The following is a 23,618-nucleotide window of genomic DNA, read 5'->3' as shown; positions in this document are numbered from 1 at the left end:
TCAGCCTGTTTCCATCGGCAGGCTGGCATCGTTCGCCCATTCCTGCATGGAATTGTCGTACACCGAGACGTTCCTGTGACCCAAGAGTGCGGTGAGGACGAACGCGTCGAGCGTGGCGGCAATGCCGCCACCGCAATAGACCAGCACGCGCTTGTCCGGCGCGGCGCCCACGCCTTCGAAGGCCGCACGCAGATCGGCGATCGGCTTCAGCGCCTTGTCTGCCCCAAACAGGCTGGCGGCCGGCACGCAGGACGAGCCGGCGATACGGCCGGCGCGGCCATAGACCACGCCGCCGGCGCCGGTGTGCTGGTCGTGACTGAGGGCGTTGAGGGTCAGCGTCGAGGCATCGCCGATGGCGCCCTTGATCGCGTCCTTGCCGACGAAGATCTCCGGACGCCCGCGCAGCGACAGCGTGGCCGGCGGATGGCTGGCGGGCTCGGTCGAAAGCGGGCGGCCTTCGGCCTTCCACTTGTCGAGGCCGCCATCGAGGATCGCGACCTCGTCGAAGCCGACGGCGCGCAACATCCACCAGATGCGGCTCGCCCAGACCGGCGAGGCATGGCTGTAGAGAACGACAAATGTGCCGTGGCCGATGCCCTTGGCCGCGAAGGCCCGGGTGAGCTCTTCCAGCGACGGCAGGGTGAAGCGGAGTTTCGATGTCTTGTCGGAGAGATCGGCCTGGAGGTCGAGGTAGGCCGCGCCCGGGATGTGACCCTTGTCGTAGTTGGCGCGACCGCTCTCGGCGATGTAGCGGCCGTCTGGTCCGGGCTTCAGGTAGGTGGTGCAGTCGAAGACGCGAAGCGCCGGCGCGCCGAGCTGGCGTGCGAGATCGTCTGTCGTGATCAGGTTGGCCGAATGGGCCATGTCGCTCTCCCGGGTTTTGGGGAGAGCGGAGACTAGCGCGGTTCTGCCGAACCGTGCCTCAACTTAAATCGTCTTGGACGGCAGCGGCGGAACGGTGACCGGGCCGGAGGACGGGCTGGCCGACGGTGCCGGAACAGCCGGCGGCGTCGACTGCAGCTGGCCCATTTCAGGCGACTTCGGAGCGGCCGGGGTGGTGGTGGTTTTCTTCGTCTTCTTCTTCGGCGCCTTCGCGACCTGGACCTTCTTCAGGCAGGCGCTGCGCTGCGAGCTGCTCTTGATCTTGTTGCAGGAGGCGGTCGTGGCCGCCTTCGGCTTGGCTGTGGGGGCGGTGGTCGGCGCAGGCAGGGTCTCATCCTGCGCGAAGGACGGGGCGGCAAAGGCGACCGCTGCCAGGGCGGCCATGCCGGCGATCAAAAGACGCATGAAATTCTCCCGGGCCGCTTGCGATGAGGGAACGAACACGGCCTCGCTATATCTCTAAAATGCTATGGGATTTATGGTATTTATGTCAAATTCTTAATAGGTTAGTGCAACTGCAATCGGACGCGCCGTGCAGGCCATTTTCAACGTCGCCCTGCCGATCTTCGGCGTCATCCTGGCGGGCTTCCTGGCCGGCCGCTGGCGTATCCTGGGGCCGGAGGCGACCACCGCGCTCAACGCCTTCGTGAGCTACTTCGCCCTGCCGGTCCTGTTCTTCGGGACCCTGGCGCGCACGCCGGTGGCCGCCGTGCTCGATCCGAGCCTCATGGCGGGCTTCGGCATCGCCGTGGTCGCGACCTTCATCGTCGGCATGATCACGACGCGCCTGGTTTCGCGGGGCGGTCTTGCCGCCATGAGCCTGCAGGGAATCGCCGCCTCGTGGGGCAACGTCGGCTACATGGGCGTGCCGCTCTGCCTGGCGGCCTTCGGCGAGCAGGGACTGCCGCCGGCCATGCTCACGGTGATCGTGACGGCCGTCGTCTCCATGGTGTTCGGCGTCATGCTGATCGAGCTCGAAGTCGCGGCGGGGCACGGTCCGGTGCGGACCTTCCTGCGTGCCGCCTTCAACGTGGCGCGCAATCCGTTGCCGGTCTCGATCGCGCTGGGCATCGCGGCCTCATGGGTCGGCCTGCCCATCCCGGTCCCGGTCGAGAAGTGGCTCGACCTCATGGGCGCCGCGGCCGCGCCCTGCGCGCTGTTCGCCATCGGCCTGTTCCTGTCGGACAAGTCGATCAAGAGCGGTCTCGCCGAGGCGGGCCTCGCCACCTTGATCAAGCTCCTGCTGCAGCCGCTGGCGGCGTTGCTGATCCTGCCATTTTTCGTGCCGATCGAGTCGATTGCGGGCAAGGTGGCGCTGCTGATGGCCTCACTGCCGACCGCCGCCAACGCCTTCGTGCTGGCCAAGCAGTTCGATGTGTCGGTCGAGCAGAACACCGCCTCCGTTCTGCTGTCGACGGCCTTCTCGGTGGTGACGGTTTCTGCTTTGCTGGTCTGGCTGCGCGTGACCTGACGACGATAAGGGGAGAAGAGGCATGCTTCAGGAATTCAAGAAGTTCGCGATGCGCGGCAATGTCGTGGATCTCGCCATCGGCGTGATCATCGGCGCCGCCTTCAGCAAGATCATCGACTCGCTGGTCGGTGACATCATCATGCCGATCATCGGCCGCATCGCGGGCGGACTGGACTTCACCAACTACTTCATCGGTCTCACGCCCGCGGCCAGCCAGGCCGCGACCTACGATGCGGCCAAGAAGGCCGGCGCGACGCTGGGCTACGGCACGTTCCTGACGGTGACGGTGAACTTCCTGATCATCGCCTGGGTCCTCTTCATGGTGATCAAGGGCATGAACCGCGTGGTCAGGCAGGAGCAGGCGGCACCGCCGCCGCCGGCGCCGCCGACCAAGGAGCAGGAGCTGCTGACGGAGATCCGCGATCTGCTGAAGGCGCGCGGCTAGGCTGCCGCCTTCCTGTCGGCAAACACCGCGTCGAGCCGGCGGGCCAGCCCGTCGGAAATCTTCGTGAGCGGCAGGCGGCATTCGGGCGAGGCGATCAGCCCCTGACGCCACAGGAGATGCTTGATCGGCATCGGGTTGGCTTCGGCGAACAGCATCGGCACGAACCGGGCGAGCGGCGCCCAGGCGGCCCGCGCGCCGGCGAGGTCGTCGTCGGCGAAGCAGCGCTCGACCTCGACGAAGCCTTCCGTCATGAGATGGCTCGCCGCCAGGATGCCGCCCTCCGCGCCGTTGGCGCGCATGGTGAAGAACAGCGCATCCTCGCCGGTCAGGACGGCGAAATCGGCCGGCTTGCGGCGCAGCAGTTCGAGCGACTGCTCGACGCTGCCCGAACTGTCCTTCACGCCCACGATGTTCGGCACCTCCGCCAGTTCGAGCAGCGAGTCGTTCGATAGATTGACCGCCGTGCGATAGGGGATGTTGTAGATCACGACGTCGCGGTCGGTGGCGGCGGCGATGCGCCGGAAGTGCGCGATCAGCCCGTCCTGGCTCGGCCGGTTGTAGTAGGGGCACACCGAGAGGATGCCGGCGATCGGCAGGTGGCGGAGCCGCTTCAGCTCCTTCTCGACCTTGGCCGTGGCGTTGCCGCCGATACCGGCAAACACCGGCACCCTTCCGTCGGCGACCGCCAGCGTGCGCTCGATGACGGCGGCAGTCTCGTCCTCGTCGAGCGCCGGCGATTCCCCCGTCGTGCCGAGCGGCAGCAGCCCGTCGACGCCTTTGGCGATGTAGTGGTTCACCAGCCGGTCGTAGCTCGCGAAATCGATGGCGCCGTCCTTGAACGGCGTGATGAGCGGCAGCCAGAGGCCTGAAATCCTGGTGGTCATGGCGCCACGTTACGGTCCGCCAATGAATAATAGAAACGAATGTTTTGGATAATATCGTTCGTAAATGCTTATGTTATGGGATGCGCAAGGACCTCGACATGGCGTTGCTGCGCGCCTTCCTCACCGTCGTCGAAGCGGGCGGCGTCACGCGCGCGGCGACGGCGCTCGGCATGAGCCAGGCTGCCGCCAGCCAGCAGATCAAGCGGCTGGAGGAGGCGCTCGACTGCCGTCTCTTCACGCGCCAGGGACGCGGGCTGGTGCTGGCGCCGGCGGGCGAGCGGTTGCTCGAACAGGCGCGCCGCCTGTTGGCGCTGAACGACGAGGTCTGGTCGTCGATGCGCGCACCGCAGTTCGAGGGCGAGGTCCGCTTCGGCGTGCCCTACGACATCATCGGCAGCTTCGTGCCCGCGATCCTGCGGCGCTTCGCCAAGGCGCAGCCGCGCGTGCGCGTCAGCCTCGTCTGCGAGGATTCGCGCGTGATCCGGGAGGAGCTGAAGTCCGGCGGCGTCGATCTCGCGATGACGACCGAGACCGAGTGCGGCCGCCACGGCGAGACGTTGCGCACCGACCGGCTGGTCTGGGTCGGTGCGCCGGACGGAGACGCCCATCTCAAGGATCCTCTGCCGGTGTCGTTGGGCGCACCGACCTGCGTCTTCCGTCCTGTCGCCGTCGAGGCGCTGGGCAAGGCGCGGCGCGACTGGCGCGCCGTCTGCGAGGTGAGCCGGCTGGAACCGGTCTACGCCGTGCTGGAAGCCGGCCTCGCGGTGGCGCCGCTGCTGCGCTCCTCGGTGCCCGAGCGCTTCGTCATCCTGGGCCGCGAGGCCCGGCTGCCGGTGCTGCCGGAGTTCCGCATCAACCTCTATGCACCGCCGGGTCTGGGTCCTGCGGCACGCGACCTCGCCGATCATGTGCGGGCCAGCTTTTCCGGACCGTTACGAAACCACAACAATTGATACCAAGGGCCCCCTGTGCCGATGCCGCGCCGGCCCGTATCTTCGCGTGCATGGACGGGACGCGGTTCGAGACATCGCCGCGGCGACCAGCAAGTTTAGAGGGGGCGTCTGGGGGCCTGGAGAGTGAATAACTCTCCGGGCCCTCTTTTTTGGCTGACATGAAACGGTCATGGAGGCGTGTTTGATCCGGGCGTCTCGGAGGAGGATCGGGTGATGTCAGTGACGAGCGAGTCCCTGCTCGACAAGCCGCGCGGCGCGGTCGTGGTACGGCCGTCGACCGAAAACGACGTGGCGGCCATGATTGCGATCTATACGCACCACATCACGCGGGGCGTGGGCGACGTCGATATCGAACCGACGCAGACGGACGACATCAAGCGGCGGCGCAAGAACATGCTGCGGCGCCGGCTGCCGCACCTCGCGGCGGAGCGTGACGGGGTGATCGTGGGCTATGCCTACGCCGTGCCGTTCCGCAAGCGCCCGGCCTATCGCTATGCCGTGAAGCACTCGATCTACGTGCATCCCGACCATGTCTCGACGGGGATCGGCCGTCTGCTCCTGCCGGCGCTGATCGAGGCCTGCGCCGGCGCGGGCTATCGTCAGATGTTCGCCTATGTCGACGCCGACAACGTCGCGTCGCTCAGCCTGCACGAGGCCCACGGCTTTCGCCGGGTCGGCCTCCTCGAGGGCGTCGGTTTCAAGTACGGCAAGTGGGCCGACAGCGTGCTGATGCAGCGCGCCATCGGCGCGGGCGCCAGCACGCCGCCGGTCGAGATCGCCTACTCGCGCACCACGTAGGTGTAGAAGCGCACGCGGCCGTCCTTGTCGATCTCGCGATAGATACCCTGGATCTCGACGTCGAAGCCGGGGAACAGGTTGGCGCTCTTCTGGAACATGAGCAGGTAGTCGAGCATCGGCTTGGCCCGTTCGTCGAGTCTCTCGCCGGGCACGATGCTGGCGATGCCCGGCGGATAGACCACGAACATGGTGGTGGCGATGCGGCCGACCGCCTCTTCGATCGGCACATAGTCGACATTGTTGCGTACCAGCTCGCGGACCGCCACGTGCGGGGGCATCGCCGGCTCGGGCAGGTGCTCGGGCATGAACTGCGCACGCTGCATCAGGCTGACGTTGCTCTCGCGAAAGAAGGCGTGCATCTCGGCGCAGAGATCGCGCAGCCGCATCCCGGCATAGCGGGCCGGCCGCTTGCGAACGAACTCGCCGATGACGTCTTCCAACCGTGCATTCTCGTCGTGCAGCCGTTTGAAGATCACGAACGCACTCAGCAGGGTGCCGGCCTTGCTCGATTCGACTCCGGGAGTCATCAGGAACAGCAGCGAGTTGAGGTCGTTCTTTTCCGGGACGATCTGGTTCTCGCGCAGATACTGCGCGACCACGGGCGCGGGGATACCGTGACCCGCATAGAGCCCGGTCTCGCGATCGAACCCTGGCGTCAGCACGACCAGCTTGTTGGGATCGGTGATCGCATAGCCCGGCGCCACGTGCTTGAAGCCGTGCCAATGCGCATCGGGCGCCAGCTCCCAATAGCGCGCGTCGATGGCGAGGTCGTCGGTCGGGACGTCCTCCCAGGCCTGCTCGCGGCCGCCCACCGTGACGCGATTGGGCACGAAGGGCTCGAAGAACCAGCGTCGCGCCACGTCGCGCTCCTTGTCCTCGAACTCGCGGCGGATGGCGCGCATCTTCTTGCGGATCTCGATGCCCAGCCGGATGGTGTCGTCCCACAACACCTCGCCCGAACGCCCCTTCATCATCTGCGCGCCGACGTCGAGCGAGGCGAAGATCGGATAGAAGGGCGAGGTCGAGGCGTGCAGCATGAAGAATTCGTTGAAGCGGCGATGCTCGATGCGGCGGCGCTGGCCCTTGATGTGGCGATCCTTGACGTGGATCTGCGAGGCCTGGCTGAAGCTGGCGAGCTGCTTGTGCGCCGACTGGGTGGCGATGATGCCGGGACTGTCGGGGCCGAGGTCGGTGAGCCCCATGGCGAAGCGGCCGGCATAGAGCGGGTGGAACTTCATGAAGCCCGCCCAGGCCTCGTCGAACAGGATGTAGTCGCAGAGATGGCCGATCTTCTCGACGATCAGGCGTGCGTCGTTGATCGTGCCGTCGTAGGTGCACTGCTCGATGACGGCGACACGGAACGGCCGCTCGCGCTTCCATGCGTCCTTGTCGGCGACCAGCGGGTTGGTGCGGATCTTCTCACGGATGGCTTTCTCGTCGAGTGCCTCGTGGAAGATCGGGCCGATCAGCCCATGCGCGTTGCGGTCGGTCTCGAGATAGATCGGAATGCCGTTGCCGAGGAACAGGGCGCCGTGATGGGCGGCCTTGTGGTTGTTGCGGTCGAACAGCACGAGATCGCCCTCCGCGACCAGCGCCTGCAGCACGATCTTGTTGGACGAGGAGGTGCCGTTCAGGACGAAGTAGGTCTTCTCGGCGCCGAAGATGACGGCCGCTTCCTTCTGTGCCTTCAGCGCCGGGCCCTCGTGGACCAGCAGGTCGCCGAGATCGAGCACCGAATTGTCCAGGTCGTCGCGGAACACCGCCTCGCCCAGATGCTCGACGAAGATCCGGCCGATCGGGCTCCTGTTGTAGAAGATGCCGCCATTGTGGCCGGGGCAGGTCCAGAGCTGGTTGCCTTCCTCGGCGTAGTCGACCAGCTCGCCGAAGAACGGGGTCTTCAGGGTCTCGGCATATTGCTTGAGCCGGCTCACCAGGTTCTTGGCGATGAACTCCGGCGTCTCCTCGGAGAGGAAGATGTAGCCGTCGATGTAGTCCATCACCTCGACGGGGATGTCCTCCAGCCGCTTTCGGCGCACGAGGAGGACGATCGGCATCTCCAGACCGCGCCGCCGCATCATGTTGATCATCGCGGCGGCCTTGCCGTCGAGGCCCTTCTTGCCCCAGTCCACGACCATGCAGCCGATGGCGGCGTCGGTCTGGACGACCATCTCGGCATCCTCGATGCGGCGGGCCCGCACGACCTGGAAGCCCATCTTCTCGATGGAAACCGTGATCTCGCCGAGCCTGTGGCCCTCGAGATCGTCGGCGTCGAAGGCCGGAGCGCAGACGAGGAACGTGAAACGCCTGAAGAAATCCATCAGTAAACCGCCGGGACATAGAGTTCGGGAGCGACCGGCGTGCGCGCGTAGTCGGGCTTGTGTTCGCGCTTCGGCAGGACGATCGGTTGCTGTTCGACATCCTTATAGGGCACTTGCTGCAGAAGGTGGTGGATGCAATTGAGGCGCGCGCGGCGCTTGTTGTTGCCCTTGACCACCCACCAGCGCGCCTCCGGAATATGAGTCCGGGCCAGCATCTCCTCCTTGGCCTTGGTGTACTCCTCCCAGCGCCGCCGGGATTCCAGGTCCATGGGTGAGAGTTTCCACTGCTTCATGGGGTCGTGGATGCGCATCAGGAAGCGCGTGTTCTGCTCCTCGTCGGTGATCGAGAACCAGTATTTGAGCAGGATGATGCCGGACCGTACGAGCATGCGCTCGAATTCGGGCACCGTTTCGAAGAAATCCCGGACGTCGCTTTCGGTGCAGAAGCCCATGACCCGCTCGACGCCCGCCCGATTGTACCAGCTGCGGTCGAACAGCACGATTTCGCCGCCCGCCGGCAGGTGCGCGATGTAGCGCTGGAAGTACCACTGGGTGCGCTCGCGCTCGGAGGGCGCCGAAAGGGCGACGGTGCGGCAGACGCGCGGGTTCAGCCGCTGGGTGACGCGCTTGATCACACCGCCCTTGCCCGCCGCGTCGCGACCCTCGAACAGGACGACGACCTTGAGCTTCCGGGCGATCACCCAGTCCTGCAGCCTGATCAGCTCGCGCTGCAGCCGCAGCAGCTCGGTGAAGTAGAATTTCCGGTCGATTCCTTCGGTCTGCGGCAGGTCGCCGTCGCCGTGCTCGGGCAGGCGGGCCAGCATTTCGTCGCCCAGTTCGAGCTCGAGGTCCTCGTCGATACTGTCGGCCAGCTCCCGGCGGACGCGGTCCTCCAGCGCCTTGCGGCCCCCTTCGCTCTGCATGCCCAGCCTCCGTCATCCGTCAGAATGGCCGGGAAAGTGCGGGGCAGATATGACAATTTGACGACACTCAGGCTACGTCCCGAAGCGCGTTTTCAGGGACGCGGCAACAGGCCTTTTTGCTGCATTTCGGCGAAGCATTTCCGGAACATCGCCTCGGTGTCCATCACCTCGGTGAAGCCGGCCTGCATCAGCTTGATGGTCGAGACGATCGCCGGCGGCCCCGGCTCCGTGCGGCCGTAGCCCATCGTGTAGTCGGCATATTCGAACGACAGGCCGACGAACTCCTTCAGCGTGCCCGACCTCAGCCCCTGGGCCGTGCGGATCTCCGCCCAGTCGGCCTCGCGAGGGCGGATCTCGCGGTCGAGCGCCAGCGGCACGTGGTCGCCCGGCTCGAAGCCCAGCGCGTCGGCGATGGCGGGCCAGACGTTGGGCCACACGAAGACGTCGCCGTTGGTCACGTTGAAGATCTCGTTGCGCGCGGCGCCGGCTTCGCCCGACCAGGCGAGGGCGCGGGCCAGGAGATCGGCATCGACCGCCTGGGCCACCCGGCCGACACCGCCCGGATAGTCGAGCTTCGTCTTGCCGGCGCGGCGCATGAAGGCGGCATAGACGCCCAGCGCCGGAATGACGTTCATGGCGCTGCCCACCGAATCGCCCACGATCAGGACGGGCCGCAGGATCGACCAGCTCCAGCCCTTCCCCTGCTGGCGCTCGCGCAGGAACCGCTCCTGGTTCCAGTAGAAGTTCGGCTGCTCGTGCATCTCCGAACGGTTCTCGCGCGCCGGCACGGCGAGCGGGCGAACATGGACGCCATAGGCCTTGGTGCCCTGCAGCAAGGCCACGTGCCGCAATCCCGACGCCGCCCGTTCGAGCGGGGCCATCAGATTGCGCAACATCTGGTCGTTGATGCGGATCTGCTCTTCTTCCTGCCAGCCTGCGACCAGCCCCGGCCGTTCGTGGAGGGCGGCATAGACGAGGTGCGTAACGCCCGCGAACTCCGCCGCCAGTGCCTCGCAGGCCGCCCGGTCGGCGAGATCGAGCGGGAACCATCGCGCCCCGTAGGTTTCGTCCGGCTTTCGGCGCGAGACGGCGACGACGTCGCAGCCTTCGACGGTGGCGAAGTGCTTCAGGGCGGCATGGCCGACGAGGCCGGTGGCCCCGGCGACGAGGATCTTCTTTCGGGTCATGGCGGCAGCCTGACAGGCGCTGCCGCCACTGCAAGCCCCTATGACGGGACGGTCAGTAGGACGAAACCTTGTCCGGCTCGCCCTTGGAGGGCCAGACCCGGCTGTAGAGGTACAACAAGGCCTCGCCGGCCTTCATGCTGTCGAAGGTCGGCGGGTGTTCGGCATCGACACAGGTCGGCAGCGGACGGATGACGGTATCGTAGTCGGGGTTGGCGAACACGCCGACCGAATACCGCTCGCGGCCGTAGTGGTTGACGACGCGATGGAGCGTCGAGGCGAACCGGTTGTTCGTCCACATCCGCATCGAGTCGCCGATATTGACGATGAAGCTGTTCTCGACCGGCGGCACGATCAGCCATTCCCCGGACTTGCTCTTGATCTCGAGCCCGCCGACATCGTCCTGCTGCAGCATCGTGAAGCCGCCGGCGTCCTGATGGGCGCGGCTGTCGCCGCCCTCGAGGGCCGCCTGGGTGTCCTGCGACAGGTAATGGAGCAATCGGACCTGGATCAGCGGCTTCTTGTAGTACTGCGCGAAGTACCCGTCCGGCAGGTTGAGTCCGCGCGCGAACACGGAGGCAAGCAGGGCGGCGAAGTCGGTCATGGTGGCGTGGTATCCCAGCACCGCCTCGCGGAAGCCCGGCAGGTCGTCGGGCCACAGATTGGCGCCGTGCAGCGGCTTGCCCGAGACGACGTCGGGATCGTCGTCCGGCAGTTCGATCGAGACCTGGAAGGCTTCGTTCTTGTGCGGCTTGCGCGCCTTCATGCGCGCCGGATCGAGGTGGGGCTGGAAGCCTTCGATGGCGGCGCCGCGATAGGCATTCTGCTTCCCGGGCTGGTCCATCGGCAGATAGCCACGAAACAGGTTGGAGTTGCCCATGTAGGCTTTCATCTTCGCCTCGAGCGGCAGAGCGAAGAACCGCTTGGACTGGCGGAAGATCTCGCGGATCTTCTCGGGCGGCACGGGGTGATTGACGATCGTCAGGAACCCGACGTCACGGCAGGCATCGTGGACCTCGCGGGCGAGCCGCTCCTTGGCCTCCTCGTTGGTGCGGCCGAGCGGCGCGAAGTCGATGACCGGGAGTTCGTTGGCGTTGGCCCAGCGCCCGAGCTTCGGGGCCGGCAGCGGCGCAGGGGCAGATGACTGGATATCGGTCATGTCGGTTCGTCCTCAGCTCGAGAGTGCGTCGATGAGTTGCTGGCGGGCCGCCGTCGCATTCTTGGCGTACCATTCGATGCCGCCCGGCAGCATCTTCGCGTAGTTCTCGGGTGCGCCCGGATTGACCTTGTTCCAGTCGGCATCGAGGAACCTGGAGGCCTCGGGATTGACCGGGCCGTAGCCGTTGGACTTCAGAAGCTCGGCCTGTGCCTGCGGGTCCTGGGTCATGGCGATGAAGTCCCAGATGGCCTTGCCGCCCTGGGCGCCCTTCGGCACCATCCAGCAGGCGCCCCACGACACACCCTCGTTCCAGGTCCAGTCGTAGAGGCCCTTGGTGTCCTGCTTCAGCGGCCAGGCGCGTGTGTTGAGCAGCTGGCCCAGATGGACCTCGCCGTTGCGGAAGGCGTTCTGGCCGTCGGCGATGACGGTGTAGTAGATCGCGTGTTCCTTCATCTTCTTGTGCATGTCGAGCGCGCGCTTCATGTCGATCGGGTAGATCTTGTCGAAGGGTACGCCGTCGGCCATCAACGCGGCTTCCAGCACGGCGTCGGGCTCGCGGCGAAAGGCCCGTTTGCCCGGGAATTTCTTGAAGTCCCAGACATCCTTCCAGCTTGTCGGAACCTCGCCGCCCCACTTCTTGGTGTTGTAGGTCAGGACCATGGCATAGATGTAGTTGCCGATGCCCCATTCGACCGCGTGCTCCGGCCGGACCTTGCTCCTGTCGACGACCGAATAGTCGATCTTCTCCAGCATGCCCTCCGGGCCGATCTCCAGGGCCGTATGGAGGTTGCGGTCCATGATGTCCCAGGTGACCTTGCCGCTCTGGACCATCAGGCGGATGCGGCTCGTGGAGGGGCCGGTGCCATCGATCGCGACCTTGCGGTCCGGGAACTTCTTCAAGTAGGGATCGACGAAGGATGCCTTCATCCCTCGCACGGCATCCCCACCCCAGTTGACCAGCACGAGTTCCTTCTGGTCGGCCATCGCCGGGCTGAGGCGCGCCGCCACCGGCGCGATGCCGAGTGCGGCACACATGCCGAAGAAGACGCGGCGGGAGTAGACCTTGCCTTCGGTATTATGGACGAACCGCTCGATATCATTCTGACGATCGCGCATGTCGGACATCACTTCGCCTCCTAGCTCCTCGGTCGTCGGGCCCTTAACGCAAGCTCCGCACTGAGAACGAGTAGCGTGAACAGGATCATGGCCGTCGCCACCACGGCGATGACGGGGTCGAGATTGTCGTTGATGCCGTCCCACATGCGGCGCGGCAGGGTGAAGAAAGCCCTGCCACCGATGAAGATCACGACGATCAGCTCATCCCACGAATGGATGAAAGCAAATATCGCGCCCGACAGGATGCCGGGCACGACGTTCGGAACGATCACCCAGCGCAAGGTCTGTCCGACGGACGCGCCGAGCCCGCGGGCCGCCTGTTCGAGCCTGGGATCGATGTTGGCGAGAGAGGCCGAGACGGTCAGCACGACGTAGGGAAGGCCGGTCACCGTGTGCGCGAAGACGATGCCGATCGCCGAGCCCACCAGGTCGAGGTCGACATAGAGTCGATAGATGCCCAAAGCGTAGACAATCGTTGGCACCGCCATGGGCAGAATCATCGCGGTGCGGACGCGTTCCGACCAGCGAGATGAGACGCGCCAGCAGCCGATGGCGCACAGCGTGCCGGCCACCACGGCGCCCAGGGTCGAGACGCAGGCGATCCAGAGGCTTTGCCAGATGCTGTCGTGCCACTCGCGGCTCGACAGGAAGGCGCGCCAGTGCTGCAGCGACCAGTGCTCGTCCGGCATGGCAAGATAACGCGTGTCGGTGAAGGAGATCGGCACGACGGCAAAGGCGGGCAGGGCGAGGAAGCCCAGGACCATCCAGGCGAACGCCGTCACGATTCCGGTGGCGTGATGTCTGTTCACGACGGCCCCCTCACGCGCCGAACAGCCGCTTGACGTCGAGGACGCGGGAGAGCGCCCACAGCGCGGCAAGCACGGACAGCATCAGCGTCGTGGCCAGCATGGTTCCCAGTCCCCAGCGCAGCGTGTCGTTGATCTGGACGGCGACATACTCCGCGATCATCAGCACCTTGCCGCCGCCCAGCAGCGCGGGCGTGACGTAGAAGCCGAGCGACAGGATGAAGACCAGCGTGCCGGCGCCGATCAGGCCGGGGCGGGTGAGCGGCAGGAAGACCATGCGGAACGCCTGGAACCGGCTGGCGCCGAGGCTGCGCGCCGCCGCGACCAGCCGCACGTCGATGCCGCGCATGTTGGCGTAGAGCGTCAGCACCGCATAAGGCAGCATGACGTGGACCATGCCGATCAGGACGCCCGTTTCGTTGCGCACCAGCGGCAACGGCTCGTCGATCAGGCCCCAGGCCATCAATCCGGCATTCACCGGCCCGCGGCTGCTGAGCAGGGCGATCCAGGCAAAGGACCGAACCAGCACCGATATCCAGAAGGGCAGGAGGACGCAGAACAACATGAGACGCTGCTGGCTGGAGTTCGCGGCGCGCATCGCGTAGGCGACGACATAGCCCAGCAGCAGGGCGACGAAGGTGGTGAGCGCGGCAATGCGCAGCGTTGTCAGCAGGGTCTTCTGGACCGACGTGCTGGTGAAGAGCAGCAGGTAATTGTCGAGGCCCGGCTTGGGATCGGTGATGCTGGTGACGAGAACGTCCGCGAGCGGCACGAGATAGAGAAAGACCAGCATTGCAAGGGCCGGCAGAATAATGAGCCAGTAGGCGCCGTGGCGCGGCCGCCAGCCCGCCGGCGCGTTACTCTGCGAGGGCACGGCAATCCTCCGCCTGCCAGCCGATGTCGATCTCCGTGCCGGGAGCGAAGGTCTCCTGGCCGGCCGTGTTCGCGAGTTTCACGATGAAGTCGTCGGCGCCGAAGGCTGCGAGCCGCAGCCGCGTCTGGTCTCCGAGAAACGTCACTTCTGCAATGCGCGCGGCGAAGCGGTTGGGCGAGTCGTGCGCCGCCTCGCCCAGCAGAATCTTTTCCGGCCGCACGACCAGATGCACCGCGGACCCGGGAGCGCAGGGAACGGGCATCACCGCCGTCACCGTCTCGCCGGTCGCGAGCGTGGCTGCGCAGCAACCTTCATCGTGCTGTCGTACGGTCGCGGGAAGGGCGTTGCTCTCGCCCAGGAAGCGGGCGACGAAGAGAGAGGCCGGCGCCTCGTAGAGGCGGCGCGGCACGTCGACCTGGCGCAGGGCGCCGGTGCTGAACACCGCGACCCGGTCCGACATGGTCATCGCCTCGACCTGGTCGTGCGTGACATACACCATGGTGACGTCCAGGCGCTGGTGCAGATGCTTCAGCTCGTATTGCATCTGTTCGCGCAGCTGGCGGTCGAGCGCGCCCAGGGGTTCGTCGAGCAGGATCAGGCGAGGCTCGAAGACGAGGGCCCGGGCAACGGCGACGCGCTGCTGCTGGCCGCCGGAAAGCTGCTGCGGCCTGCGGTCGCCAAAGCCGTCGAGCCGAACCATCGACAGCGCCCGCACGACCTTCGAGGTCATCTCGGCGCGAGATACGCCGCGGACGCGGAGCGGGAAAGCAATGTTCTCCGCCACCGTCATGTTCGGAAAGAGCGCGTAGTTCTGAAACACCATGCCGATGCCGCGCTTCTCGACCGGCACGTCGGTGATGTCCTCGCCGTCCACGAATATGCGGCCCTCGGTGGGCCGCTCGAAGCCGGCGAGCATGGTGAGCGTGGTCGTCTTGCCCGACCCCGACGGGCCCAGCAGCGTCAGGAACTCGCTGCGGGCGACCTCGAGATTGAGCGCGCGGACGGCATCGACCGTGCCGTCATAGCTCTTGCGAACGTTGGCAAACCGAACAAGCGGCTCTGGAACCGGCGACAGCATGCACCGGTGCAGCGAATTCCATGCCAGCCCGAGCGCCAGCGCGACAGGCGGAAGTTACTCCACCTTGGCGCCTGACGCCTTGATCACCGGGGCGAGCTTCTTTTCCTCGGCGGCGCGATAGGCGGCGGTTTCCGCCGGCGTCATCCAGATCTGGGTAGCGCCCAGCCGGTCGAAGCCGGCTTTCACGCTGGGTTTCTCCAGAGCCTGCTTGGTCAGCGCCGAGAGCTTCTCGACCATTGCCGGCGGCACGCCGGCCGGCGCGCAGACGCCGCCCCATGAGGTGATCTCGAATCCGGGCAGGAATTCCCCGAAGGTCGGCTTGTCGGGCGCCGCCGGATGACGCTCCTTTGAGGTCACCGCGATGCCCTTCACCTTGCCGCTCTTCATGAGGCCGAGAGGCCCTGGAATGTTGTCGAACATCATGTCGACCTGGCCGGCCAGGATATCCTGATGGGCGGGCGCGCTGCCCTTGTAGGGCACGTGCAGCAGGTTGACGCCGGCCATCTGCTTGAACATCTCCCCGGTCAGGTGCGGGCTGGTGCCGGCGCCCGACGAGGCGAACGAATACTTGCCCGGATTGGCCTTCGCCAGCGCGATCAGCTCGGGGATCGTGTTGGCCGGGAAGTCGAGCCGCGTCATCAGCATGTTGGGCACCGACCACAGCATGGCAACGCCGGTGAAGTCCTTGCCCGCGTCGAACGGCAGCTTGGCATAGAGCGTGGGCGCGATGGCATGCGCGGCGATCGTATAGAGGCCGATCGTGTAGCCATCGGGGGTCGACTTGGCGATGAAGTCTGCGCCGATATTGCCGCCGGAGCCGGCGCGGTTCTCGATGATGAACTGCTGGCCCGTCAGTTCGGAAAGTTCCTGGCAGACGATGCGCGACAGCGTGTCGGTCGGGCCGCCGGCCGGAAACACCACGACGTACTTCACCGGCCGGTTGGGCCAGTCGTTCTGCGCCCGGGCGATGCCCGACGCGATCATCGGCGCGGCGAGGGCGCCGCCGGAGAGAATGAGTGCGCGTCGACGCGGAATCATGACTTTGACCATCTCGAACCTAGCCTCCTGTGCTTTCCTTGATTGGGAGGCAGTCTAGCGGAGTCGTTCCGCTGTTCAACATGTCTGCTGCCGGTCTCAGTCCGTGACGATCACTGTGTAGGAGGTCGTGGCGCCATCGGGCACGACGATGTCGACCTGCATGCCCCTGGCCGTCGGCTTGGCGCGATGCTTTTGCGGCTTGGCCGGTCTGGCGGAGATGGGGATCAGCGCGATGTCCCAGCCGCCGCTGCGCTTCAGCAGCGCCAGGGGAAGCTTGGCCCCCGCCTCGATGCTGTAGAGACCCGGACGCATCTCCTTCACCACGATGGCGCCACGCCCGTCGGTGATGGTCTCGATGATGACGCGGCCGTCAGCCTTGCTCCGGACGATGATGTCGACGCGGGTGACCGGCTCGTTGGCGGCCCACGCGATGGCAACGGGCAAGAAAGGGAGCACCAATGACGCCAGAAGCGTCCCAAGCATCCGCACCCTGTTCATTCTCCCCGTGCCGCACCCGTTCCGGCGCCTGCGTCGCATGATGACGGCGAATGCAATCAATCTCCATGTGAAATTCATTCCTGATTGATTTGCAGGGCACTGGCCGCCACGGTGGCGGCCGCAACAGGAGATGATGCAATGAAGCTGGATTTCACGGGCAAGAAGGCGATCGTTTGCGGCGGCAGCCGGGGCATCGGCAAGGCGATCGCCATGGGCTTCGCGGCCTGCGGCGGCGACGTGTCGATCTGCGCGCGCGATGCCAAGACCCTCGAAGAAACCCGCGCGGAACTCGCGAAGCACGGCCACAAGAACCATGCCGCCAGCGCCGACCTCGCGCAGGGCGACGCCGTGCGCGGTTACGTCCGTGAGGCGATCGCGGCGCTGGGGGGAGTAGACCTCCTGATCAACAACGCGTCGGCCTTCGGCTCCTCGGACGACGACAAGGGTTGGACCAGCAGCCTCGCGGTCGACATGCTCTCGATCGTGCATGCGACGCAGGAGGCCCTGCCGGAACTGAAGAAGTCGCAGGGCAACGTGGTCAACATCTCCTCGATCTCGGCGCTCCATCCGGCGGCGCGCCAGCCGCCCTACGGTGCCATCAAGGCGGCGGTGATCCACTACACGGTCACCCAGGCGGCGATGTATGCGAAGGATCGCATCCGTGTGAACTGCATCGCTCCCGGCTCGATCGAGTTTCCCGGCGGCGTCTGGGACAAGCGCAAGACCGACAATCCCGCCCTCTACAACGGCACGCTGGCCTCGATCCCGTTCGGTCGCATGGGCCATGCCGAGGAGGTCGCGAACGTCGCGCTGTTCCTGGCCTCGCCGCTGGCCTCCTGGGTGACCGGCCAGACCATTGCGGTGGCCGGCGGACAGGGGTTGTAAGGTCCATGTCCTCGACGAACCGCTCCCACGTCCTGCTCTGGACCGATTCTCCGACGGCCTATCTCGATGCGATCCAGACCGCGGGTCTCGCCGAGCGGGTCGCGATCGACACGCTGCCGCGCAAGGAGAAGCCCTCGGCCGAGCAACTCGCCCGCACCGAGGCGATGATGGCGGGGGCGGTGCCGGCGGGGCTGCTGCCGGCGATGCCCCGACTGCGCTGGGCGCAGGCGATGAGCGCCGGCGTCGACAACTGGCTGGCGCTGCCCGACCTGCCGTCGGGCCTCACGCTGACCTGCGCGCGCGGAACTCACACCGAGTCGATGCCCGAGAACATCATCGGCGCGCTGTTCCATGTCGCGAAGCCCTACGCGCAGGTCGCCGAGCACCAGAAGCAGAGCAAGTGGGTCCATACGGTGGCCCAGCCCCTGACGGGCAAGACGCTCGGCATATTGGGCCTGGGCGCGATCGGCCAGGAAGTGGCGCGCATCGCCGTCGCGCTCGGGATGCACGTGATTGGCACGAAGCGGCGGCCGACGCGCATCCCGAACGTGGCCGAGGTGCTGGCGCCCGAGCGGACCGACGAGGTTCTGTCGCAGTCTGACTTCGTGCTGCTGCTGCTGCCGGCGACACCGGAGACCGAGAACTTCATCGATGCGAAGCGGCTGGCCAGGATGAAGCCATCCGCCTGGGTGCTGAACTTCGGCCGCGGCCAGATCATCAATGACGCCGATCTCATGGCCGCCACGCGGGAGAAGAAGATCGCCGGCGCCCTGCTCGACGTCTTCCGGCAGGAGCCCCTGCCGTCGGAGCATCCGTTCTGGAAGGCTCCGGGCATCATCGTGCTGCCGCACATCGGCGGTCCGCACCCGCAGCGCGACCGTTTCGTGGCGCGACTGTTCGTCGAGAACCTCAAGCGCTTTCTCGACGGCGAGCCGCTCAAGGAAGTCGTCGACCGCGCCGCGGGTTACTAGAGTCTCTCCGTCCTGACGTGACCCATTCACCTCATTCTGAGAGTCTGGCCGGAAATGAATTGAATCGATTCAAGCACTTGCCTCATCCTGAGGAGCGCCGCCCCTCGAATACCTCGGGGTAAACTCCGGGCGCGTCTCGAAGGATGGGCAACAGGCAAGGTGCGCGTTCCCACCCTTCGAGACGCATCGCTGCGCGATGCTCCTCAGGGTGAGGTTATCGAGGCTGTTCATAGCCTCTTGTTTTAGCTGCATTCCTTTCGAGTCAGACTCTCAGGGAGAGGTTGAGCACCGTGGTTCATCGAGGGGCCCATCAGCGGCGATAGCTTCCGCCTCCACATCGACCGTGTGCTCGTTCCGCCTCTGCGCCCCGGCGACCTCGTCAAGCTGCGTAAACGAAATAAACGCAATAAACGAAATAACTCGCGCCGGGAGCGGCCCCCCTCCGGGGCGGGTGGTAGCTGCATACCGCGAGGTCGGTGCGGGAACGTCCTGGATGATCTCGGCTCGGCCTGCGCAAAGCCGCAACGCGCAGCCACGGCGCCATCCCCCAGCTGCTTCCAACCGTCAAACCGGATGAATGCCTGCACGCCTTCGCAGAGGCGGGAGACGCTCGAACGCCTCCCGGCTTGCGCTAACCGGGCTGGACGCTACTTCAGGCCGAAGGGCGCGAATTGCTGGGCGACCTCGGGATCGAGCGTGACGGCCGCGGCCTTGTCTGCGTCTCCCTCCCGCGTCTCGCCGATCATGCTGCGCGCGATGCCGCGGCCGTAGAGCGCCAGCGGGCGGTTGGGATCGACGTCGAGAGCGTCGTTGTACTCCTTCACCGCGAGGCGGGGATCGCCCAGCTTCAGGTAGATGAAGCCGCGCGTGTCGCGGACGTCGAGGTTCAGCGGCATCAGCTTCTGTGCCGTGTCGCAGTCCTGCAGGCCGGCCACCAGATCCTTGCCGGTGATGGCGCGGATGAGGCAGCGGTTGTTGTAGGCCCGACCCATGCCGGGTTCGAGCTTGATGGCCGCGTCGTAGTCGGCCAGCGCCTTGTCGTACTCTTGCCTGGCGAAGTGGGCATAGCCGCGATTGTAGTAGGCGACGGGATTGTCGGAATCCGCCTTGATCGACTCGTCGAGGTCGCTGATCGCCTGGTCGTACCTGCCTTCCTCCGAAAGGAGGGCGGCGCGATTGGCCAGCGCCTGCGGGTAACGGGGGGCGACTTTCAGCGCCGTTTCGTAATCCTGCATCGCCAGCTGCCTCTGGGCGCGCCGGTTGTTGGCGAGGCCGCGTATCACGTAGGCTTGCGCATTGTCGGGCGCGAGGCGAATGGCGCGGTCGAGGTCGGCGAGTGCGCGGCCGTTGTCGCCGATCTGGCTGTAGGCATTGCCGCGGGCGATCAGGGCATCGACATTGTCGGGCTGCAGCATCAGGACCTTGTCGAAATCCTCGATGGCGCGATTGTAGGAACGCTTGCGGGTCGCCAGCATCACGCCCCGACCGAGATACGCAAGCGAGTTGCCTGGGTCGACGCGGATTGCGTCGCCATAGTCGGAGAGGGCACGGTCGGTCTCGCCCATCGCATGCAGCGAGGTGGCGCGGCGATAGAGGTTCAGCGAATCGGGATTCCTGGGATCGACGGCGCCGTCATAGTGCTTCAGCGCCTCCGCGTAATCCTCGGCGGCCAGCACCTTGTCGCCCAGCGCCGTGCGGGCAATGCCGCGGGTGAGCCGGGCCAGGGCGATTTCAGGCGGCTTGAGCCGGCGGGTCTGCAGCGCCTTGGAGCAGGCGGCCGCTCGCACATGGGCGTCCGCGACCGTGGGCCACGCGCCCCGCACGCACTCGTCATAGAGCTGGGCCACCGCCTGGTCGGAAAGGGGAGCGGCGGGAGCGGGGCCCTGCGCTGGGGCCGGAGTGGTCGCCTGCCGGTCGCGGACCGAGGGCGGCGGATAGAGGTGGTAGGCAAAGGCATAGATGCCGGCACCGCCGGCGATGAACGCCGCCGCGGTCAGCAGGAGCTTGGTCGAAAGGCGCATAGGCAAGGGCTCGATCTGAGAGAATGTCGTCTCAAGTCGGGCGCTTTTACCAGAAGTGCGCAGTTCTGTCGTACGTCGGACAGAGTACGGCCCGCTCCCTGCGGAGCGGGCATGTCTCCTTGAAGTCGAAAACTAGCGGGTCGTGCCCGTCGCGCCGCCGGAAACGCCACCGGAGCCCGACGGTGCCGGCGCCATGCCCTGGTTCACCGAGCCGCCGCCGGTGCCGGCGCTGCCGCCTGCGCTTCCACCGCTCTGGGCCATCGCGGAGCCGCCGAAGAGAAGGGCGGCCGCGGCGACGGCAATGAGCTTGGTCGTGTCCATGAGTTCCTCCTGGTGCGTTGCTTGATGCAGGAGAAACAGCCAGTCGGAGCGATCGTTGCGGCGATCTCAACTATCCAGAAACCGCCTCGTTTCGGCCACCGCATCGGCCAGACCGACGCGTTCGACGGTCACGCCTTGCGGAAAGGCGCTGAGCAGACGACTGGGCAAACGCGAATCGAGCATCACGAAGACGCCGCGATCGTCGGCGCGACGGATCAATCGTCCATAGGCCTGCTTCAGCCGCAGCCGCGCCAGCATGTCGTCGTAGCCGTTGGCGCCCGCGCCCGCCGCCTTCCAGTGCGCCTTGCGGGCGCGGTGAAGAATGTCGGGGCGTGGCCAGGGTACGCGGTCGAACACGATGAGCCGCAGCGACCGTCCCGGCACGTCGACACCGTCACGCACGGCGTCGGTGCCGAGCAGGCACGAATGCTCCTCGGCGCGGAAGATGTCGACCAGGGTCGCGGCATCCATGCCGCCGACATGCTGGGCGTAGAGCGGCAGGCCGGCTTCCTCGAGCACCGGCGCGATGCGCTGGTGCACGGCGCGCAAACGGCCGATCGCGGTGAAGAGGCCCAGCGCGCCACCCCCCGACGCAAGGAAGAGTTCGCGATAGGCTGCGGCCACCAGCTCGGCATCGTCGCGCTTGACGTCCTTCACGACCAGGACCTTGGTCGCGTTCGCATAGTCGAACGGCGACGCCATAGCCGCGCGCATCGCCGGCGCCGCGAGATGCCGCGTGCCGGTGCGCGCTTCGGCAACCGTCCAATCCGCCTGTGCCGCAACGTCCTCGTCGTTGGCGGCCTGCGGCACGCCGAGCGCATCGCGCAGGGTCGCCGAGGTGATCACCGCGCCATGAGCGGGCCGGATCACCGAATTCACGAACGGCTCGGCCGGATCCAGATAGTGGCGATGCATGCCGACGTCGTATTCGCGGCCCTGCACCCGTTCGACGCCGAACCAGTCGACAAAGGCGGGGTCGGGATCGTTGTGCAGGCCGCGCAGCATGGCGCGCCAGGATTCGAGCGTCAGCTCGCAGCGGTTGGTGAGCGACCGCGCCACGCCTTCGATGCGCGCGCGCTGGCCGGAGTCGAGCTTGTCGGCCTCGCCTTCGAGCTTGGCGCGCAGCGCCTGGCGCAGCCGGCGCACCGGCTGCAGCATCTTCTCCAGTGCCTCGGCGAGCTGGTCCGCCGCTTCGACGAGACCGGGATTGAGCGGTCGTACGTCGCATTCCTGGCCGAATCCCTGGTCGTCGCCGGCCGAGCGCGCCCGCACCTGCTGGCGCACCAGCGCGAGGAACTCCTCGGCGGGGCCCAGCACCGTGCCGTCAGCCAGCCGCGTCTGCCAGTTGGGCGAGGGAAGCTGCTGCGCAAGGTCGAGAAGTCGGCGCAAGGCGTTCTGGGCCTCGACATCCTCGCCGAGCAGGTCGGTGACGCGGCGCTCCAGCCCACGGGCGCGGCTGCCGCGCCGTCCCTCCGCACCCAGCAGCCAGCGGCGCAGGTCCGACGCCTCGACCCCGCTCAGATGCGCGCCGAACGCACCGTCGGCGGCATCGAACAGGTGATGGCCCTCGTCGAACACGTAGCGCAGCGGCCGCGTGCCGTCGTCGAGCCCGCCCATCGCCGCCTGGATCATCACCAGCGCATGGTTGGCGATGACGATATCGGCCTGGCGGGCGCGGCGGATCGTGCGCTCGACGTAGCACTTCCGATAATGTTCGCAGGCCGAGTAGATGCATTCGCCGCGCCGGTCGGCCAGCCGCTGCACGCGGCTGCGGCCCACCAGGTCGAGCAGCCAGGCCGGGAGGTCGCCGCCGATCATGTCGCCGTCGCGGCTGGCCAGCGCCCAGCGCGCCAGCAGGCCGAGACCGACCGCGTTCTCCGGCACCAGGCCGGTGCGCATCGCCGCCTCCTGGAAGTTCAGCAGGCAGAGATAGTTCTCGCGGCCCTTGCGGATGACGACACGGCGACGCTTCTCCGCCGAGTCGCGATGCAGCCGGTCGAGCTCGTTGTCGATCTGACGCTGCAGGTTGCGGGTGTAGGTCGAAATCCAGACCGGCGCGCCATTCTTCTCGGCCCACAGGCTGGCCGGCGCGACATAGCCCAGCGTCTTGCCGACGCCGGTGCCTGCCTCGACGAGAACGACGTGGGGTTTGCCTTCCTCCTCGCGCGGCGCGAAGGCCTCGCTGGCGGCCGAGGCATAGTCGCTCTGGGTCGGCCGGGCCTCGGCCAGGTTGGCGCCGGCCGAAACCAGATGCGCCAGCCGCAATCGCGCCTCGCGCGGTTCAACCGGCTGGCTGCCCGGCGGCGGCGCGGGCGGCGGCTCCTCCCACACGGGCAGGCTCTTCCAGATGTCGAGACCGGCGCCCGGGCGTGCTTTCCGGCTACCCTGGTCGATGCCGAGCGCCGTCAGCACCGCATCGCCCCAGCTCCAGTGCCCAAGGGCCATGGCGAGCGCCGTTTCCTTCAGTTCGGGCGAGGCCAGCGCCGCCATGTCGTCGAGTTCATCGAGCAGCGAGCGGGCGATCGCGGGCAGGGCCGCCGCCTCCTGTTCCGGCGTCGCGGGGACTTGCAGGCCGAGTGTTTCGCACAGGCCGCGCACCGTGGGCAGGCAGAAGAGCGCCGGCCGCACGAAGGCGAAGAGTTCGAGCAGGTCGCGTGCCGGGATCTCCTCGAGCCCGAGCCGCGCCGCTACCGCGGGGGCATGGCAGATCAGCGGAGGGCTACCGGCCGCCCGGGCCCCTGCATTGGTGCCGCTCAGCCGCTCCAGCGTTCCGTCAGGCGCGCGCCAGAGCGCGCCGCGAGCGGTCGCGACCAGGGCGGGCCACAGAGAGGTCGCGGGGTTTGTCACGCGGCGCTGAATAGCACAGGGCAAACGGCCGATGCAGTGACCGTCGGTTGTCCCTAGAATCTGCCCCCATGAAACCACCGCCCATCGTCAGGAAGACCACCGCCGTCTTCCACCAGTCCGGCGCCCTGCAAGTGGGCAAGGGCAAG

22 protein-coding genes are annotated in these 23,618 nt (G+C 66.7%); 6 read left to right on the top strand and 16 right to left on the bottom strand.

The features are described 5' to 3' along the window. Positions 1-864 (bottom strand): sulfurtransferase, encoded by an 864-nt coding sequence (locus Q7V45_RS05675; RefSeq protein ID WP_304848368.1) that lies wholly within the window; start codon positions 862-864, stop codon positions 1-3. Positions 865-927: 63 nt separating this feature from the next. Then, entirely contained in the window at positions 928-1,287 is a 360-nt protein-coding gene (locus Q7V45_RS05670) for a hypothetical protein (protein WP_304848365.1), read from the bottom strand. 127 nt (positions 1,288-1,414) lie between these two features. Between Q7V45_RS05670 and Q7V45_RS05665 the strand changes: the two genes are divergently transcribed. Both Q7V45_RS05665 and mscL read left to right on the top strand, forming a co-directional pair. Continuing rightward, positions 1,415-2,353: an AEC family transporter gene (locus Q7V45_RS05665; RefSeq protein ID WP_304848363.1), complete on the top strand. Its 939-nt coding sequence runs from the start codon at positions 1,415-1,417 to the stop codon at positions 2,351-2,353. Between the two features lie 22 nt (positions 2,354-2,375). After that, a complete protein-coding gene (mscL, locus tag Q7V45_RS05660; protein WP_304848360.1) occupies positions 2,376-2,798 on the top strand; it encodes a large conductance mechanosensitive channel protein MscL in 423 nt (140 codons plus the stop codon). Here mscL and dapA read toward each other — a convergent pair. Continuing rightward, positions 2,795-3,682, bottom strand: coding sequence for a 4-hydroxy-tetrahydrodipicolinate synthase (gene dapA / locus Q7V45_RS05655; RefSeq protein ID WP_304848357.1), 888 nt, complete (start codon positions 3,680-3,682; stop codon positions 2,795-2,797). The two genes, mscL and dapA, sit on opposite strands and share 4 nt — an antisense overlap. Positions 3,683-3,762: 80 nt before the next feature. Between dapA and Q7V45_RS05650 the strand changes: the two genes are divergently transcribed. Together Q7V45_RS05650 and Q7V45_RS05645 are read left to right on the top strand one after the other, a co-directional pair. Beyond that, positions 3,763-4,635, top strand: coding sequence for a LysR family transcriptional regulator (locus Q7V45_RS05650; RefSeq protein WP_304848354.1), 873 nt, complete (start codon positions 3,763-3,765; stop codon positions 4,633-4,635). Between the two features lie 213 nt (positions 4,636-4,848). Beyond that, positions 4,849-5,433 (top strand): GNAT family N-acetyltransferase, encoded by a 585-nt coding sequence (locus tag Q7V45_RS05645; RefSeq protein WP_304848351.1) that lies wholly within the window; start codon positions 4,849-4,851, stop codon positions 5,431-5,433. Here Q7V45_RS05645 and Q7V45_RS05640 read toward each other — a convergent pair. The 10 genes from Q7V45_RS05640 to Q7V45_RS05595 form a co-directional block, all read right to left on the bottom strand. Next, the gene (locus tag Q7V45_RS05640) at positions 5,415-7,751 is read right to left on the bottom strand and encodes an Orn/Lys/Arg decarboxylase N-terminal domain-containing protein (RefSeq protein ID WP_304848348.1); all 2,337 of its coding nucleotides are present in this window, start codon (positions 7,749-7,751) and stop codon (positions 5,415-5,417) included. The genes Q7V45_RS05645 and Q7V45_RS05640 overlap by 19 nt on opposite strands. After that, the gene (gene ppk2 / locus Q7V45_RS05635; RefSeq protein WP_304848345.1) at positions 7,751-8,674 is read right to left on the bottom strand and encodes a polyphosphate kinase 2; all 924 of its coding nucleotides are present in this window, start codon (positions 8,672-8,674) and stop codon (positions 7,751-7,753) included. The genes Q7V45_RS05640 and ppk2 overlap by 1 nt, the downstream gene beginning before the upstream one ends. Before the next feature lie 92 nt (positions 8,675-8,766). After that, positions 8,767-9,861, bottom strand: a complete 1,095-nt coding sequence (locus tag Q7V45_RS05630; protein ID WP_304848342.1) for an NAD-dependent epimerase/dehydratase family protein — start codon at positions 9,859-9,861, stop codon at positions 8,767-8,769. 52 nt (positions 9,862-9,913) lie between these two features. Next, positions 9,914-11,017 carry an isopenicillin N synthase family oxygenase gene (locus tag Q7V45_RS05625; protein ID WP_304848339.1) on the bottom strand — a complete coding sequence of 368 codons (1,104 nt, stop codon included), beginning with the start codon at positions 11,015-11,017 and terminating at the stop codon, positions 9,914-9,916. Between the two features lie 12 nt (positions 11,018-11,029). Next, complete coding sequence (locus Q7V45_RS05620; protein WP_304848336.1) at positions 11,030-12,142, bottom strand: extracellular solute-binding protein; 1,113 nt, start codon at positions 12,140-12,142, stop codon at positions 11,030-11,032. An 11-nt stretch (positions 12,143-12,153) separates the two neighbouring features. Then, the gene (locus Q7V45_RS05615) at positions 12,154-12,942 is read right to left on the bottom strand and encodes an ABC transporter permease (protein ID WP_304848333.1); all 789 of its coding nucleotides are present in this window, start codon (positions 12,940-12,942) and stop codon (positions 12,154-12,156) included. 10 nt (positions 12,943-12,952) lie between these two features. After that, on the bottom strand, positions 12,953-13,813 hold the full coding sequence (locus Q7V45_RS05610) for an ABC transporter permease (protein WP_304848331.1): 861 nt from the start codon (positions 13,811-13,813) through the stop codon (positions 12,953-12,955). Further along, complete coding sequence (locus Q7V45_RS05605; RefSeq protein ID WP_304848328.1) at positions 13,797-14,891, bottom strand: ABC transporter ATP-binding protein; 1,095 nt, start codon at positions 14,889-14,891, stop codon at positions 13,797-13,799. Before Q7V45_RS05605 ends, Q7V45_RS05610 begins: the two co-directional genes overlap by 17 nt. A 54-nt stretch (positions 14,892-14,945) precedes the next feature. Continuing rightward, positions 14,946-15,941 carry a tripartite tricarboxylate transporter substrate binding protein gene (locus Q7V45_RS05600; RefSeq protein WP_304848325.1) on the bottom strand — a complete coding sequence of 332 codons (996 nt, stop codon included), beginning with the start codon at positions 15,939-15,941 and terminating at the stop codon, positions 14,946-14,948. A gap of 84 nt (positions 15,942-16,025) precedes the next feature. Further along, positions 16,026-16,373 carry a hypothetical protein gene (locus Q7V45_RS05595; RefSeq protein WP_304848322.1) on the bottom strand — a complete coding sequence of 116 codons (348 nt, stop codon included), beginning with the start codon at positions 16,371-16,373 and terminating at the stop codon, positions 16,026-16,028. Between the two features lie 192 nt (positions 16,374-16,565). Between Q7V45_RS05595 and Q7V45_RS05590 the strand changes: the two genes are divergently transcribed. Further along, positions 16,566-17,312, top strand: coding sequence for an SDR family NAD(P)-dependent oxidoreductase (locus Q7V45_RS05590; RefSeq protein WP_304848319.1), 747 nt, complete (start codon positions 16,566-16,568; stop codon positions 17,310-17,312). A 5-nt stretch (positions 17,313-17,317) separates the two neighbouring features. After that, positions 17,318-18,283, top strand: a complete 966-nt coding sequence (locus tag Q7V45_RS05585; RefSeq protein ID WP_304848316.1) for a D-2-hydroxyacid dehydrogenase — start codon at positions 17,318-17,320, stop codon at positions 18,281-18,283. A gap of 647 nt (positions 18,284-18,930) precedes the next feature. Here Q7V45_RS05585 and Q7V45_RS05580 read toward each other — a convergent pair. From Q7V45_RS05580 to Q7V45_RS05570, 3 genes are all read right to left on the bottom strand, one after another. Then, the gene (locus Q7V45_RS05580) at positions 18,931-20,304 is read right to left on the bottom strand and encodes a tetratricopeptide repeat protein (RefSeq protein WP_304848314.1); all 1,374 of its coding nucleotides are present in this window, start codon (positions 20,302-20,304) and stop codon (positions 18,931-18,933) included. Between the two features lie 132 nt (positions 20,305-20,436). Then, positions 20,437-20,625: a hypothetical protein gene (locus tag Q7V45_RS05575; protein ID WP_304848311.1), complete on the bottom strand. Its 189-nt coding sequence runs from the start codon at positions 20,623-20,625 to the stop codon at positions 20,437-20,439. A gap of 66 nt (positions 20,626-20,691) precedes the next feature. After that, entirely contained in the window at positions 20,692-23,472 is a 2,781-nt protein-coding gene (locus Q7V45_RS05570; RefSeq protein WP_304848308.1) for an ATP-dependent DNA helicase, read from the bottom strand. Between the last annotated feature and the right edge of the window lie 146 nt (positions 23,473-23,618).

It is taken from the genome of Reyranella sp., from assembly GCF_030651995.1.
GTDB lineage: Bacteria > Pseudomonadota > Alphaproteobacteria > Reyranellales > Reyranellaceae > Reyranella.
This window is presented reverse-complemented; position numbering and strand designations above follow the sequence as displayed.